Here is a 16949-nt window from a genome sequence, read left to right on the forward strand (position 1 = left end):
ATTCGATGACTAAAATACTGTGAAATATTGATATTATCTATTGAAAAAACAACTAGCCAAGCAGAGCGTAATATTTTCAAATTACGGCAGGATCATGATAAAAGCGACTACAGTCTCACCTAGAGGATTGAAACAGCCACAAACATCAGTTTTATTTGGTCTGGTTTTAGGGCTATGTATGCTGCTAATTTGCTTGGTGTACAGTGTGACGCTAGGTGCAACAGAAATACCTTTAGACAAAATTTTGACATCTTTTATAGCTTCTGATGGTGACTACGATCGCTTAGTTATTCAGACCGTGAGATTACCGCGATCGCTAATTGCTATTGTTGTAGGTTCAGCCCTTGCTGTATCGGGAGCATTGATGCAGGGTTTGACACGAAACCCCTTAGCAGACCCAGGTATTTTAGGTATTGAGTCAGGAGCCGCCCTGTTTATCGTGGTGTCAACTTTTGTTTTTGGCAGTTCTTCCCCAAGTATTTACGCTCTTGTGGCCTTTTTGGGTGCGGGATTAACAGCAGTGTTAGTTTACATTCTTGGTTCTCTAGGACGGGGAGGAGCCACCCCACTGAATTTGACGGTAGCGGGAGCGGCGTTAACTGCTCTGATTTCTTCCTTCACCACTGGTATCCTCATTGTCAGTCAACAAACACTCGAACAAGTGAGATTTTGGTTAGCTGGTTCATTATCTGGTCAAGATTTTAATTTATTCTTACTACTACTGCCTTTCATCAGTATGGGATTAGTATTAGCTTTTACCCTCGGCAGACAAATTACCACTATGAGTCTAGGTGAAGATGTCGCTAAAGGCTTGGGCCAACAGACAGCTTGGATCAAAATATTTACCGCTATCACCGTAGTTTTACTAGCAGGAAGTTCCGTTGCCCTTGCAGGGCCAATCGGCTTCATTGGTTTAGTCGTTCCCCATATAGTGAGATTTTACATTAAAGCCGATTATCGTTGGATATTACCTTATTGTGCAGTTTTGGGTGCTATTTTACTGTTGGTTGCAGATATTGCTGCCCGTATATTGTTTAAACCACAGGAGTTACCTGTAGGTGTAATGACAGCAATAGTTGGCGCTCCTTTTTTTGTCTACCTAGCTAAGTCAAAGGTGAAAAAATGAGTTTTGATTGGCTAGTCATTCGTTCCCAAGCGATATCTTTCCGCACCGACCGACGTGTACCAGTCATACTGTTATGTTTGGCAGTAGCGATTGTAGTGGCGATGGTGATGAATATAGGGCGGGGTGAATATCCAATCTCGCCTTTGGATATCGTGAAAACTATATTGGGTTTAGATACAGGAAACCCAGACCATGTATTCGTGATTCAGAATCTGCGTTTACCCCGCACCCTTGTAGCTTTTATGGTGGGAGTGGCGCTGGCAATTTCTGGCACTATCTTCCAAGGATTGACACGCAATCCATTGGCTGACCCAGGTATTATCGGCATCAATGCTGGGGCGAGTTTGGCGGCAGTTACAGTAATTATACTATATCCATCAGCACCGATTTATACCTTACCTCTATCAGCCTTTGCTGGTGCATTGCTGATGGCGATTTTAATTTACTCGCTGGCTTGGAATAACGGTAGTTCTCCGATTTTACTAATTTTAATGGGTGTTGGCTTGTCTGCGATCGCTAGTGCCATAACCAGCTTGATGATTACCTTTGGAGAAATTTATGATGTTAGCAATGCTTTGGTTTGGTTAGCTGGGAGCGTCTACGGCCGGACTTGGGAGCAAGTCTTTTCTTTGTTACCTTGGTTAATTATTTTTGTGCCAATGGCTTTGACACTAGCAAGGCATTTGAACGCTCTTAATTTAGGAGATGATGTTGCCAAAAGTTTAGGTAGTCAAGTGGAATGGCAACGTGGTTTACTCGTACTGGTAGGTGTAGCCTTAGCAGGTGCAGGAGTCGCCACCGCCGGAAATATTGGTTTTATTGGTTTAATCGCACCCCATTTAGGACGACAGTTGGTAGGTGCAACCCATGAAGGCTTGATTCCTACTTCCGCACTTTTGGGGGGAGTGATTGTTGTGATGGCAGACTTGCTAGGAAGAACACTATTTGCACCTATCGAACTTCCTTGTGGGATTGTAACTGCTGCTATTGGCGCTCCTTATTTTCTTTATTTATTAATTCGTAATCGCAAAAAATAAAGCTGGTAAATATCACCTATGAAAGGACTCTCAACTAAAAGTCTGTCTTTAGCTTATGATGGGGCGCTGATTATCCGTGACCTAAATTTGGCAATCCCGGCTGGACAAATTAGTGCTTTAGTTGGTGCTAATGGTTGTGGGAAATCAACTTTGTTACGAGGTCTGGCAAGATTGCTTCAACCCCGTAGCGGTACAGTCTATCTTGATGGAACGTCTATTTTCAATCTTTCTACCAAACAAGTAGCACAGCAGTTGGGTATTTTGCCCCAAGGACCAGTAGCACCGGAAGGGTTAACAGTGCAAGATTTAGTAGCACAAGGACGTTATCCTTATCAAAATTGGTTACAGCAGTGGTCGACAAAAGATGAAAAAATCGTGCAGCAGGCACTTTTAATTACAGATTTGTTGAAATTAGCTGATAGAGCATTAGATACTTTGTCTGGCGGACAACGACAAAGAGCTTGGATTGCAATGGCGTTGGCGCAAGATACAGAGATTTTACTTTTAGATGAACCGACTACTTTTTTAGATTTAGCGCACCAGATAGAAATTTTGGATTTGTTGTATGAGTTAAACCAAAATCAGAGACGGACAATTGTGATGGTACTGCATGATTTAAATCAAGCGTGTCGTTATGCTGATTACTTAGTTGCAGTCAAAGATGGTCGAATTTTTGCTGCTGGGGAACCAAAGCGAGTGATGACTCAAGAAATGGTTCAAGAGGTTTTTGGGTTGGAGTGTCGGATTATTCCTGATCCAGTGGTAGAGACGCCAATGTGTGTACCAATAGGACGAAAGGGAAAAATAAATAATAAAGAAATTTACTTAAATTCCTAATTCGATTTCTACTAGAGATATCGCTCTCATCAATCACATAAGTACAAATTATAAACAGTCGTGACAATCACATCAAAATCTTCTAAAGTATCTAAAAATCGAACAAACTCAGCCCAACCTTTACAACGTTTGCTCAACTATGGTAGTCAATATCGTCAACAAGTTTGGCAGGCAACATCATGTTCTATCATCAATACAATTTTAGATTTAGCACCACCGTGGTTAGTTGGTATTGCAGTAGATATTCTCGTGGAAAAGCAAAATTCTGTATTTGCCAAGTTGGGTGTAAAAGATGTATTTTGGCAATTTTTATTGCTTTCATTTATCACTATTATTGTCTGGATACTAGAATCAATTTCTGAGTATGCGTATAATAAACTTTGGCGTAATTTAGCCCAAAACATTCAGCATAATTTACGCTTGGATGCTTACAATCATGTACAAGAATTAGATTCAGCTTACTTTGAAGAAAGTAGCACTGGTGGTTTAATGTCAATTCTGAATGATGACATCAACCAACTAGAAGATTTTTTAAATTTTGGAGCCAATCAAATTATTAGTATAATCGCCTCAATTATTATTTTAATTGGTGGTAGTTTTTTAATTTTACCTGTCTCTATAACTTTGGTAGCAATGTTGCCAATACCATTTATTATTTGGGGTTCCTTTACATATCAAAAGCTTCTGGAAACTCGTTATGCTGAAGTGCGAGAAAGGGTAAGCTTTCTAAACTCACGGCTAGCAAATAATATCAGTGGTATTACCACAATTAAAAGTTTTACTGCTCAAAATTATGAAAGCGCTAGACTGGCAGGAGAAAGCGAAGCATATAGAAAAAGTAATGCCAAAGCAATTAAACTTTCTGCTGCATTTGTGCCCTTAATTAGAATGCTAGTTTTAGCAGGGTTTACAGCTTTATTATTTTGGGGAGGAATGGCAACGTATGCTGGTAAGATATCTATTGGTAATTACAGTGTTTTACTCGTTTTAGTACAGAGATTGTTGTGGCCCTTCGTAGAATTAGGAGAAATATTTGACAAATATCAAAGGTCAATGGCTTCTACCAAGCGGGTCATGGATTTATTAGATACTCCTATCAACATTACGGCGGGAGAGAAATCTTTACCTATTGAGCAAGTGCGTGGTGAAATAGACTTTAAAGAAGTTACTTTTGCTTATCACAATAGAGAGCCAGTAATTAAAAAACTATCTTTACATATACCCGCAGGTAAAACGATCGCTATTGTTGGTTCTACAGGTTCTGGTAAAAGCACTTTAGTTAAATTATTATTGCGATTGTATGATATTTCTTCTGGAGCGATCGCTATTGATGGTATTAATATCCAAAAATTAAATCTGGATGATTTGCGTCGCAGTATTGGTTTGGTCAGCCAAGACGTATTTTTATTTCATGGTACTATTGCTGAAAATATTGCCTATGGTACTTTCGATGCTACCGACGAACAAATAATTGCAGCTGCGAAAATTACCGAAGCTGATGATTTTATTATCCGCCTACCCCAAGGTTATGAGACAATAGTTGGAGAACGGGGTCAAAAATTATCTGGTGGACAACGCCAAAGAATTGCGATCGCTAGGGCTGTTCTAAAGAATCCACCAATTTTGATTTTAGATGAAGCTACCTCAGCAGTAGATAATGAAACTGAAGCTGCTATTCAGCGTTCTTTGGAACGGATTATTGTAAATCGAACGACGATAGCCATAGCCCATCGTCTTTCCACTATCCGCAACGCTGATTGTATTTATGTGATGGAATATGGAGAATTAGTGGAATCGGGAACACACGAACAATTGTTAGAGAAAAATGGGATTTATGCTGGTTTATGGAACGTGCAGTCAAGGATGAAATAAAAAGTAGGGTGTCAAAGTGATATTTATCCCGATCGCAAAAACATATACAGCAGTTCCTGCTATTGTGAGGTACGTATTTAGTGCTGAAAGGGTCTAAAACCAGGGAGTGTGGATGCACAGAGACTGTACTTCATAACAGCAGGAAGTGCTGTATTATCAAAGCTATGATTTTACAGGCGGAATTTGCGCGAAAATCGCAGACTGTAAAAGCTCAGGAAGCTGTTCCCATGCTAAAACTCCTTTACGGCTCTTGATATACAGTTGCATAAATTCTAATAATGCTGCTGGGCTATCTTCTGGGGTAAGATTAAGAAAAAGATATGTGGCTTTGTTATGGCTTGATACAGATACAACACAGCCTTTACTACAAGCCCATAAACATCCAACAGGCTGAATTTTAATTTCATCAGACGGAAATTGTTCGACACATAAAGTGTTTAGTCGATCAATTAAAATAGCACCATCAAAAGGCGGATTTTCTGGTCGTTCTTCAGATGAACGGTGGCAAGACTTGCAGACTAATAGCGTGTGTTTGGTCATTTGGATTCAGGGGTGTTGACGAGATATTTAAAGAGATCATCAATTACTGCATCAGTTCCAAGCATATTTGTCGCAGCCCATGACATAAAATCAACATAATAAACATGATTCTCTTGAACAGCTTTAAGGGTTTTCCAAAGTGGCTCTCGTTGTTTATCTTCAAGAAATTAGACTTCTTGCAGAAGTCGGTAAAAGGGGAAAGGGAAAGGGGGAAAGGTATGTTATTTTCGCTTTCCCCTTTTACCTTTTCCCTTTTCCCACCTCTTGCAAAAAACACTTTTGCAAGAGGTCTATTGATTGCCACCCCTTGAATAAGTTGTCACAAATAAAATATCGCCATCTGCTTTTTCTAATTCCTCTAGGGAAATAGGAAATGCTCCATAAGGTGAATCCATATGTTTTTCATAGGGCATATGTGCATAATTATTTGCCCACCCTAAAAATGCCTGTAACGACGTTCCTAAATCTTGTCCTGGAATAATGTCTTGTGGCCAGGCGGCTGTTTGTAAATTGCCACAATCACATATACAGGTATGGCGTTGATACTCAACTATTTCTATGGGACGTTCTACTAGTTGCGCTACCGCTTTGTCAAGTAGAACGATACAGACTTGCTGCTGATGGTATGAAGGCTTTAATTGGTTTCTTGAGCGTGATTGCTGTAGAACTTTTGCAATTGACTTACCTACATCGTACCCAGCCTTTAGCACCAGCCATTGAAATTCTCAATCCCCTTCAATTTTGCGTTTTGAAAGCTAAATCTCCCAGATAACCCAAGGTGTTAACAGTTAGTTGGGCTGTTGAAGCGTTGGCGTTCGCGAAGCGTCTCGTAGAGAAGCCCGCACTTCGAGTGAGCTTCAGTGACCACCGTAGGCATCGCTCGTTTAGGGGGTTACTTGGAACATCGACATAAAAGGCCTATTGATATCCAGGTACTGTAGCGAGGTTGGTTAAAATTACACGACCTCTGTGAGGGGTGGAAGCTTGCTAGAGAGACTTAACGGGAAAAGTCAGAGCCAAAATCTCTCCGCTTCCTCGATCGACTCCCAAATGCAACTTCCGCCACGTCCGTCGTTTACCTACCCCATGTGTGCGAACTTTCCATTATCCTTCACCATACACATGGGTTGTCTTTCAACACAGAACTCAGCACTTTTAACTCAGCATTCTTCATTATTAATTGATATCTATTTTAACTCCTTCAATAATACTAACATCCGATTGTGTTGGATAAATTTTAGTAAGTTTGAAACCTGCTGATTTAAATAAATCTTCAAACTCAGCTTCAGTACGATCGCGTCCACCAGGGCACATCACCAACATATTTACGTCCATAAACTTACCTGTAGAAAACTCATTGCCAGCAGGAATTATGAAGTCTATTACTAATAGTCGTCCTTGTTCTTTCATGGCATTATGACAGCGCCTAAGAATATCTTTTGCACGCTTATCATCCCAATTATGAAGAACATTCTTGAGCAAGTAGGCATCTCCTCCTGCTGGGACAGAATCAAAGAAATTTCCCCCTATTAATTGACAGCGATCATTCACAACTGTTGTCTCGAGCAAATTATTAGCTCTGTCAATCACATCTGGATGGTCAAACAACACTCCTTTTATTGTGGGATAAGCTTGGAGGATAGCAGTGAGTAAACTACCATTACCACCACCAATATCAATTAGCTTGTCAATTGACGAAAAATCATAAGCTTCTATTAATGGGGCATATTCGTCTTTTGACGAAGACATAGCCCGATCAAATATTTCTCCTCGGCTAAGATTTTGCTCGTTGTACTTAAACAAATCCATACCGTACAAATCTTCAAAGGCACTTTTCCCTGTCTGTACGCTATACATCAAATTTCCCCAGGATTTATAGTAGTGTTCTTCACCTCGCAAAATAGCTGTAGCACGAATTGAGTCAGGAACGTTGCTTTGCAAGCAATCTGCCAACGGTGTTAGCTCAAAGCATCGAGTTTGTGTCTCAGCAAAAATTCCGATACTGGCGAGTGCCCGTAAAACTCGATATAGAGAATCACTATGTGTATTTGTTGCAGCAGCTAAAGTATCGCAATGTTGAGAACCATCCTTAAGCAAATCAGCAATACCAAATTTAGCGGCGACATAGACACACTGTGAAACCCAGTAAGCATGTACCCATTCCATTGGGCTGATTTGAAGGTCTGTATTATTTGGATTCATTTTTTTGGCCTTTATAATGAATATATATGGATGTGTGAGAACTACAATTTAAAATCAATACAATTGAATCTTTATAAATAGTCTAATAAGGATTATCTTTTAGATGATTTATCGTCATTTTTTTGAATTCAATAAATGTTAACAAAAGGGCAACAATCATAAGTAAAAAATCTGTTAGAACTATTCCATAATATACACCATTTACACCTAGTAATTTTGATAGAATTACCACTAATGGAATAAATAAAACTATATTGTTTAAAATAATTATTATAGAAACAGTTTTACCCTTTCCTATAGACTGAAATAAAACTGAACCAAAGGGAACAAAAGCTATTGTTGGTATTAATAAACTCAAAACGCGAAAATTGAGTAAATCATTGTTTGTGAAAGTCGAATTTGGCAATAGCCAACTTAGAAATGTTTCTGGTGATAATTGCATTGGTAACCAAAATAATACAGCCAAAGCAGTCGCACAAATACTAAAAGTAAAATAAGCTTTTTTTATTCTATCGTAATTTCTAGCTCCATAATTTATGCCAATCATTGGTTGTAATGCTTGAACAAATCCATTTAAAGGAATGAATGCTAATAAAGTTAATCTTATAGTTGCTCCATAGAAAGCAATATCACTATTTGTTCCATAATAAGAGATAGATTTAAAAACAACAAAATTTTGAACTAATTCCATAACATTAGCGAGTAGTGCTGACATTCCCACTGATAAAATTCCCGGAAGTAAATTTATTGCTAGAGCAAGCTTTCTAGGATTAACTGGAATAGAACTTTTACCAGATAAGAAATATATAAAGTTTATTATGCAAAATACTATCATAGCAATAACGGTAGCAAGAGAAATTCCTCGGATACCCCAATGAAAAACTACAACAAATATAGGATTTAAAATTATATTAATAATGACATAAATACCTGCAAAAATCATAGCTAATCTAACTTTACCTTCTGACTTAATAAGTTGGTTGGAAGCTACTGCTAAAATATAAAATACTGAGCCTAGTATATAAGTTTTAAAATATTCAGAACCGGCAAAAGCTACTTGACCACTTCCTCCCATTAGTTTAATTAATTCTTCACTAAAACTGTAGCCAATTATAGTAATAAAAAAGGATATAAAAATACCCATTATAATTAAATTGCCAAATATTTTGGACTGAGTTTTTATATCTCCCGCACCAATAGCTCGGCTCAGTACAGAAGCTGAACCTGTTCCAACTAAGTAAGCAAAACCATCAATGATAGCAGTAAGTGGTAGAGCTAAAGATATGCCAGCAATTGCTGTTTCTCCGATAAACTGCCCAGCAAATAGAGCATCAATAAAAGCATTCATATTAATCAGCAGCATTACTATAATGCCAGGAGCTGATAACTTTAACATCAGTTTTAAGATGTTACCTTGAAGTATCTCATTTTTTATTTTAGATTGATTTTTTGAAGTCATTTTTAATTGATTTACTTATTACCGTGACCCAAGCATTACCATCTTCAAGCCACTAGCAGGAGGATAGTTAACGCCCCTAGCTTTAGGTTTCTCTACTCTTTTATGTGCTAACGCTAATTGATAGCGTGAGAGAATTGTTGCTAATACCAGTCTCATTTCAAAAAGTGCTAGTAGCTCACCTGGACAGCGACGAGCGCCACCACCAAATGGTAGAAACTCATAAGGAGAATATTCTTTTTCTAGAAAGCGCTCTGGTCTGAATTGCTTTGGTTGTGGATATAAATCTTCTCGTTGATGAGTCAAGTATATACATCCTCTTACTACGGTTCCTGGGTCTAATTTGTAGTCCATGACTTCAATTGGTGATTCTACAAGTCGTGGAAATGTCACAACCTGAGTTGGATAAATTCGTAGGGATTCATTACAAACAGCATTTAAGTAAGGTAATGCGATAATCTTCGCAGGTTCTAGGGATTCACCAAGAGTGTCAAGTTCTTCTAATAAGCGATCGCGAATACCAGGTACACTATGAATCCAGTACAAAGACCAACTTATAGCAGTAGCTGACGCATCTTGACCACCAAATAGCAATGATGGAAACAAATCTCGTATATATTCATAGGTCATTGGTTGACCCATTTCATCGCAAGCCAAGACCAGTTCTGATAATACATCGGTACGCAAAAGATTTACTTGTTGGTGGCGCTCTTCAATTTCGATGTAGAGTAGTTTGTCAAATTGCCGTTGTAAGTGAAGCCAGTATCCCCAAGGACTCCAGCGACCCAAATCCCTTTTGAGAAAAGGGTAGGACAGAGATATATCTAACCAGCGAGACCGAGCGTAACTTATTAAATTAGAAAACAGTTGTCGAAATTGTTCGTAACGCTCTCCTTGATGTAATCCAAATAATGATGGCAAAACTACTTCTAAGGTAATCTTTTGCATAGTGGGGTAAGCAAAAAAAGATTTACCTAAAGTCAGTTGATTCATTACTTTTTCTGTTACTCTACAAATATGCTGTCCATATTCTTGTGTCTGGGTTTCGCGCATAGGTGACATCAACAACTTACGGCGATTTCTGTGACGCAACCCATCTAGTGCAAGCAACCCATACTTGCCGACAATTGATTCTCCACCTTGATTCAACTTACCAGAAGCTGTAATCTCTTTTGCATTAGTAAAAATCTGCTTCATCCCTTCTGGGTTGCTGATTATTACTAGAGGTATTGAATCAGCCATAATAGTGAAAATGTCGCCATAGCGATCGCCCATAGCATCCATGAAGGCAAGAGGATCGGTTTCAAATTGATTGAGTAATCGGGGAGAAGTTTTTGGTCCATCAGGTAGTTTCATTGGTATTTTTCTGACAAATGTTAAATAATTGATAGTTCTTAAACTAAACCGACTACGGATGGTTGCGATTGTCTTTGATTTTGACGCAGACTACGTATGACTATCTTCACACCGCTAGCTGGATAACAAATCAGACCTCCATATTTGGGACGTTCTGGGCGCTGACTAACTAGCTCTAATTCATAATTTGCCAGAATAGTTGCTAATATAAGTTTCATTTCAAATAAAGCAAAAGTCCCGCCAATACAAATACGAGAACCACCACCAAATGGGAGAAATTCGTAGGGAGAAAATTGTTTTTCTAAAAAGCGCTCTGGCTGAAATTCTTTGGGATTGGGATATAAATCTTCTCGCTGATGTGTAGAATAAATATTAGCAATAAGTATTGTACCGGGATTCAACTCGTAACCCATCATCTCAACGGTCGATTCTACCAACCTGGGAAATGCAAACAACTGAGTTGGATAAATTCGTAAAGCTTCGTTGCAAACAGCATTTAGGTAGGGTAATGTGACAATGTTCATAGGGTCTGGGTTTTCACCAAGACTATCAATTTCTTCCAGCAGGCGCGATCGTATAGCAGGTAAACGGTGAATCCAGTACAAAGACCAAGCGATCGCAGTTCCGGAAGCGTCTTGAGCTGCAAATATAGGCGATAATAGAAGGTCGCGCACTTCTTGATTACTTAATGGTTCACCTGTTTCATCAGCAGCAAATATCAGATCGGTAAGCATATCAGTGCGTAAATAATCTGCTTGCTGGCGGCGTTCCTGCACTTCCGTATATAGCAATTGAAAAATTCCCCGTCGGAGATGAAGCATATATCCTTCTGGACTCCACCGACCTAAATCCCGGTTTCCTAAAGGTAGTTTGGTAATAAATTTAAAAAGTTTAGATCGCTCGGATTTGAACATAGAAACAAATAAATGCTTGAGTTTGTCATAGCGTTTACCTTCAGGTAATCCCAGTACAACCTCTATACCTATCGACAGCGTAATTTCTTCTATGCTTGAGTAAGCGATAAAAGGTTTGTCAATCGCTTGTCGAGCCATAATTTTTTGTGTAAGTTCGCAGATACGTCGTCCACAGGCTTGCATTCGCGTTCCATGAAAAGCCTGCATGAGGAGCTTACGTCGATTTTTGTGAATTAAACCATCAAGTTGCAGTATTCCTTGAGTTCCTGTGAACAGGGCAAAATCTTGGTTCAAGGTACCAGATGCGGTAATTTCTCTAGTATTGGTGAAAAGTTGCTTGATAGCTAAAGGATTACTAACATAAATCATCGGCGTAGAACCAAGCATTCTAGTCACCATATCCCCATAAAGTTGGGAATTAGCATCCATATAGCCAAAGGGGTTAGCCTCGAATTGCAGAGCTAGCAACCAAGCAGGAGTTTTTGGCCCTGGAGGTAGTTTCATCAGTCTTTTTTACTCCCATTATTTTATACAGCATTATCAATACAAACTCTCAGATATCTTGCTAATTCCTGAATATAAGGTTCTACAAAAATTGAGAAATGGTCGCCAGGAATTTCAATCATTTGTATAGGTTGCTTTGAAAATTTCTTCCAACCTAGAAATGGATCGTCGGTATTCCATTCGGGGTTTTCAAAATCATGAATTATTTCCTGATTTGCTCGGAATAAAGTCAGTTTTCCAGGATAAATCTGCGGGATATAACCTCGCATAGCTTGAACATGAGATTTAAACAGTTTGTAATGGTGAAGGAAATCGTTAATCTCCGGCTCGCTAAAAATGAAATTTGCTTTTTGATTAATAAAATTAAGTTGCTGATTTAATGGCAAATCTCGAAGTTCTTCAAAAGGTACTAAAAAGTCTATATTATTATCGGTTTTTATTGATTCAGCGATACGGAGTAAAAATTTTGCATCGTCATCGTCTGTAGATTCAATGGGTGTTTCTGATAGTATGGCATCGATGACAACTAATAAACTTACTGTTTGACCCTTATTTTGTAATTGTTGCGCTATTTCAAAAGCAAGTACACCGCCATAACAATGACCACCTAAAAGATAAGGGCCATTTGGTTGTATTTTGCGAATTTCTTGGAGGTAGCGAGTTGCTGTCTCTTCTACTGAAATAATTTCTGGTTTGTCTTGTTCTAAGGTATCTTCCAAAGCGTAAAATTGATAATCTTCACCAAGTCTTCTGGATAAATTAAAATAGTGACTAATACCTCCACCAGCACCATGCATACAGAAAAAAGGTATCTTAGAACCAGAAGAGTTAATTGCTACTAAAGGAGAATTAGAACTCTGACGGGCTGGCTGACTGACAATGCTTGCTAGTTTTTCAATTGTTGGGTTTTCAAAAAGAGTAGACAGGGGAAGATTATGCTCAAATCTGTCATGAATTTGAGCCATTAAGCGTACAGCTAAAAACGAGTGACCACCCAACTCGAAGAAGTTATCTGTTACCCCAATAGGATTAGTATTTAGGAGATTTTCCCAAAGTTTTACTAATGATAATTCTGTAAAATTCCGAGGAGCAACAAATGATTGGATAGTAGTTGGTCGGATAACTTCATCAATTGGCAGAGAATGCTTGTCTACTTTGCCATTAGGTGTAAGTGGAAGCTTATCCAGTACAACGAAAGCAGACGGTAGCATATAATTAGGCAAATGATGCTGCAAATAGGGCAACAGTTGTGTAGCTATATCCTGTTTATTTGTGACGACATAGGCAATCAAACGCTGATTTTCTTGAGCATCATTGCTGGTAATTACAACAGATTCTTGTACATCTGGATGTTGTGCGATCGCAGATGTAATTTCATCCAATTCTACTCGAAAACCTCTAATTTTTACTTGTTCATCCTGACGACCAAAATACTCTAAACTCCCATCGTTTAGATGACGCACAAAATCGCCTGTTTTGTAAAGGTTGGTTCCAGGAATAAAGGGGTTATCAATAAACTTTTCTTGAGTTAATTCCGGACGATGTAAATAACCATTCGCCAATCCATCACCACCAATATAAAGCTCTCCAATCACTCCTATAGGTGTTAATTGTAAAACCCGATTCAACACATAAGTTTGAGTATTGTCAATAGCACGACCGATAGGGACACTGCTTGCTTGGTCTTCTAATAAACTAGTATCATAGTAAGTAGCGTTGGCGGAAACTTCCGAGGAGCCATAAAGGTTAATTAGTTTTGCAAATGGGATTAATTCTCGGAAACTTTTAGCTAAGTTAATAGATAGTGTTTCCCCGCTAGTTATCCAAAGTTTGAGCTGCGATAATTTCTTGAGCAGATGACTGTAATTGTTAATCAGTAAGCGCAGTAGTGAGGGTACAAGTATAATACGGCTTACTTGATGAACGGCCAGAGTTTCTATAAATAGTTGCGGGTCTAGTATAGTTGCATTACTGATAATTACTGTAGGAATTCCTTGAAGTAAAGGAGCAAAAATTTCCCATACAGAATCTACAAAACTAATAGCTGTTTTTTGACAACAAACTTCTCCTTGGGTAAAAGGATAGGTTTTCCATAGCCAATGTAAGCCATTAACTGTACCGCGATGAGTGCCAAGAACGCCTTTAGGTGTTCCTGTTGAGCCAGAAGTATAGATAATATAGGCAAGCTTATCAGATGCAGAGATGCTAATGGGATTTTCTGAACTTTCTCGACTAATTTCATCTTTTTGGATATCTAAACAAACGGTTTTAGCCGAAGATAATGATAGTTTTTCTAATATTTCTTGCTTGGTAATTAACAGCGATGCTTGGGAATCAGAAAGCATGAAATTCAGGCGTTCCACTGGATAACTTGGATCGAGGGGAATGTATGCACCACCAGTTTTAAGAATAGCTAAAATTCCTGTCACTATCTCTATGGAGCGTTCCACACATAGAGCTACCAGCGTTTCTTTTGTTACACCCTGTTTCTGTAAATAATGTGCAAGTTGATTAACTCTGTGGTTAAGTTGACGATAAGTCAGTTTCTCAGACTGGCTAATTAACGCTAAAGAATCAGGTGTTAATTCTACTTGTTGCTCAAATAATTGATTCAAAGATGCATCTTGAGGATAATCAGCAATATTTTGATTAAATTTAAATAATAGTTGTTCTTGCTCAGAAGCAGTTAGTAGTGACAACTCACTGATGCGCTGCTCTGGATTATCAACAATATTCCCTAATAATGTTTGGAAGTTGTTGATAAATTGAGTAATCATTGTTGAATCAAAAATATCTGTATTGTACTCCAAAGACCCTGTTAACCCTTCTTGAGATTCAGATATCGACAAGAAAATATCTAGTTGAGCTGTTCCACTATCAAATTCCAAAGTACGTAAGGTTAATCCAGACACTTCCTGCACAGACGTTGGAGTATTTTGCAGGACAAACATGATTTCATAAAGTGGATTTCGGCTTAAGTGGCGTTCGGGTTGCAATTTTTCCACAAGCATCTCAAAAGGCAAATCTTGATGTGCATAAGCATCGAGAGTCACCTCACGGACTCGATGTAGAAATTTGCGGAAACTGGGATTACCACTGAGGTTATTACGTAACACCAAAGTATTAACAAATAAACCCAGCATCCCTTCTAATTCTGCGCGGTTGCGGTTGGCAATTGGAGAACCAATTAAGATATCTTCTTGGTCTGTGTAGCGATATAATAATATGTTAAATGCTGCCAGCAAACTCATAAATAAAGTTGCGTCTTCTCGCTGGCTTAATTGTCTGAGTACATCGGTCAGGGCTTTTGAGAATGTAAAGTACTGCTTGGCACCACTGAAAGTAGTAACTTTCGGTCGCGGACGGGATGTAGGTAATTGTAGTACAGGTAACTCACCTTTGAGTTGTTGCTTCCAATAATTTAGTTGGGTTGCGAGAAATTCACCTTGGATGCGATCGCGTTGCCAAATTGCAAAATCTGCATACTGAATGGGGAGTTCGGGTAAGGGAGAAGGTTGATTTGTCAAGAAAGCAGCGTATAGCATTGACAGCTCGCGCAGGAACACACTACAAGACCATCCATCTGTAATAATGTGGTGCATGGTCACAAGCAAAATGTGTTCTTCTTCACTCAAGCGAAGTAAAGTTGCTCTGACTAAAAGTCCTTTAGCTAAATTAAAAGGTTTTTTCGCTGACTCTGCTACAAGTTGTTTAACCTCAGATTCCCAATCTTTACCAGACAAATGCTCAAGATTAATAATAGATAAATCCCAAGTTAATTGGGGTGCAATCTCCTGTACTGGCTCTCCATTTACAACGGTAAAAGTTGTTCGCCAAACTTCATGACGCTTGAGAATTTCATTCAGACTTTGCTGAAGTACTTTAATATTCAGCTGTCCTTTGATATGAAAAGCGATGGGAATATTGTAGAAAGAACTCCCGTGATAAAGCTGGTCGATAAACCACAGTCTTTGTTGGGAAAAAGATAAGGGAATATTTTTAAATACTTGACGTTTGGGGATAATATCAGCTTGAATATTTCCTCTCTTCCATTTTTCTAAAAGGGCTTTTTTTGCTGGTGATAAATTAAAGTCTTGTTTATCCATTGCCAAGAAATTATTAATATTTATTACTTTTAGTTTTTTAGCTAAATTTTGACTTGCCGCTTAATAAAAATTTTCATTCCCAAACTCTTGATTCAGATAACTATACTGTTATCAAAAGCTTATTAAGTGACAAGTCCTATCATCAAAAAAATTAATTTTGACTTAGCCACTAATCTCTGCAATTATACTATGGCGTCAGGGATGGTTTTCGACAAACGAAGCAATCTTCACCTGCTGGAGTAGGGTCTCCAAAATCTTTGCTATCATACTGATTAATTTCTATAAACCCCACATTTTCTAAAGCCGACTGAATTTCTGATGAGAAGTAATTTTTTTCCAGTAGAGTACTGTCCGAACGCTCCCAAATTCCATTTATCAATTCAAACGTGGTGGACTTGAGTTCCCGTATCCTTTCTTCTGGGTTGTATTTGCCTTTTTCAAGATAAACATATTTATCATTGACATCACATATATTGTAATCTTGTAGAAAACTATCACGCAATACACTGTCCCCAGTTACTATGGCGAACACAAAAATACCATTATTATGCATCGCTCCATATACGTTTCGGAAGACAGTTGTCAATTCTTCAAGGTTTAGAATGAAGCCGAGAGTGTTTCTTGAAAAAACTGCATCATAGGTGGGTAGCGACTCAAAATTACGTATATCACTAAGAATAAATTTACTTTCAGGTGCATTTATTTGGGCGTGGTGCAATAGTTTTTCAGAACAATCAAGTCCAGTTGTTTGATAACCTCTGATATGAAACTGTTGGACTAACTGTCCGTTAGCGCAACCAATGTCAAGAATATGTGTTCCTTTAGAGAGGTGTTTTAGCATTAATTGTTCTAAAACTAGTGCTATACTTTCCGCCTCGGAAGTGACACCTATAGCGTTATAGACCGAAGCAATAGGATTGTGATTTCCATCATTATTGGCTAAAGACATAAACTGTTTTTCCTATTTCTAGATAAAAATTTAAAATCAAGTATTTTGGG

The 16949-nt window shown here is 38.4% G+C and carries 11 protein-coding genes and 3 pseudogenes; 5 read left to right on the forward strand and 9 right to left on the reverse strand.

Features of this window, described 5'->3' with window-relative positions; translation table 11 throughout:
* Positions 1 to 94: 94 nt before the first annotated feature.
* The 4 genes from ACR5KR_RS30960 to ACR5KR_RS30975 are packed head-to-tail and all read left to right on the forward strand — an operon-like array spanning position 95 to position 4872.
* On the forward strand, positions 95 to 1126 hold the full coding sequence (locus ACR5KR_RS30960) for a FecCD family ABC transporter permease (protein WP_448269178.1): 1032 nt from the start codon (positions 95 to 97) through the stop codon (positions 1124 to 1126).
* A complete protein-coding gene (locus ACR5KR_RS30965; protein ID WP_448269179.1) occupies positions 1123 to 2163 on the forward strand; it encodes a FecCD family ABC transporter permease in 1041 nt (346 codons plus the stop codon). Before ACR5KR_RS30960 ends, ACR5KR_RS30965 begins: the two co-directional genes overlap by 4 nt.
* A gap of 18 nt (positions 2164 to 2181) precedes the next feature.
* On the forward strand, positions 2182 to 3000 hold the full coding sequence (locus ACR5KR_RS30970; RefSeq protein WP_448269180.1) for an ABC transporter ATP-binding protein: 819 nt from the start codon (positions 2182 to 2184) through the stop codon (positions 2998 to 3000).
* 60 nt (positions 3001 to 3060) lie between these two features.
* Positions 3061 to 4872, forward strand: a complete 1812-nt coding sequence (locus ACR5KR_RS30975; RefSeq protein ID WP_448269181.1) for an ABC transporter ATP-binding protein — start codon at positions 3061 to 3063, stop codon at positions 4870 to 4872.
* A 162-nt stretch (positions 4873 to 5034) separates the two neighbouring features.
* Here the strand turns inward: ACR5KR_RS30975 and ACR5KR_RS30980 are convergent, their stop codons facing one another.
* Positions 5035 to 5412 (reverse strand): DUF1636 family protein, encoded by a 378-nt coding sequence (locus tag ACR5KR_RS30980; protein ID WP_322711383.1) that lies wholly within the window; start codon positions 5410 to 5412, stop codon positions 5035 to 5037.
* A gap of 389 nt (positions 5413 to 5801) precedes the next feature.
* A pseudogene (locus ACR5KR_RS30985) lies at positions 5802 to 5999 on the reverse strand (IS66 family transposase); the annotation flags it as partial.
* A gap of 5 nt (positions 6000 to 6004) precedes the next feature.
* Here ACR5KR_RS30985 and ACR5KR_RS30990 point away from each other — a divergent pair.
* Positions 6005 to 6350: pseudogene (locus tag ACR5KR_RS30990) on the forward strand (hypothetical protein); the annotation flags it as partial.
* A gap of 79 nt (positions 6351 to 6429) precedes the next feature.
* Here ACR5KR_RS30990 and ACR5KR_RS30995 read toward each other — a convergent pair.
* From ACR5KR_RS30995 to ACR5KR_RS31025, 7 genes and pseudogenes are all read right to left on the reverse strand, one after another.
* Positions 6430 to 6534: pseudogene (locus tag ACR5KR_RS30995) on the reverse strand (IS5/IS1182 family transposase); the annotation flags it as partial.
* 54 nt (positions 6535 to 6588) lie between these two features.
* Positions 6589 to 7614, reverse strand: coding sequence for a methyltransferase (locus ACR5KR_RS31000; RefSeq protein ID WP_445629000.1), 1026 nt, complete (start codon positions 7612 to 7614; stop codon positions 6589 to 6591).
* Between the two features lie 82 nt (positions 7615 to 7696).
* Entirely contained in the window at positions 7697 to 9073 is a 1377-nt protein-coding gene (locus tag ACR5KR_RS31005) for an MATE family efflux transporter (protein ID WP_445629001.1), read from the reverse strand.
* Positions 9074 to 9091: 18 nt separating this feature from the next.
* The gene (locus ACR5KR_RS31010; RefSeq protein ID WP_448269182.1) at positions 9092 to 10426 is read right to left on the reverse strand and encodes a cytochrome P450; all 1335 of its coding nucleotides are present in this window, start codon (positions 10424 to 10426) and stop codon (positions 9092 to 9094) included.
* 38 nt (positions 10427 to 10464) lie between these two features.
* A complete protein-coding gene (locus ACR5KR_RS31015) occupies positions 10465 to 11844 on the reverse strand; it encodes a cytochrome P450 (protein ID WP_445629003.1) in 1380 nt (459 codons plus the stop codon).
* A gap of 23 nt (positions 11845 to 11867) precedes the next feature.
* Positions 11868 to 15950: a non-ribosomal peptide synthetase gene (locus ACR5KR_RS31020; protein ID WP_448269183.1), complete on the reverse strand. Its 4083-nt coding sequence runs from the start codon at positions 15948 to 15950 to the stop codon at positions 11868 to 11870.
* A 187-nt stretch (positions 15951 to 16137) separates the two neighbouring features.
* Entirely contained in the window at positions 16138 to 16899 is a 762-nt protein-coding gene (locus tag ACR5KR_RS31025) for a class I SAM-dependent DNA methyltransferase (protein WP_448269184.1), read from the reverse strand.
* Positions 16900 to 16949 lie beyond the last annotated feature (50 nt).

The organism is Nostoc sp. DSM 114159 (assembly GCF_053470285.1).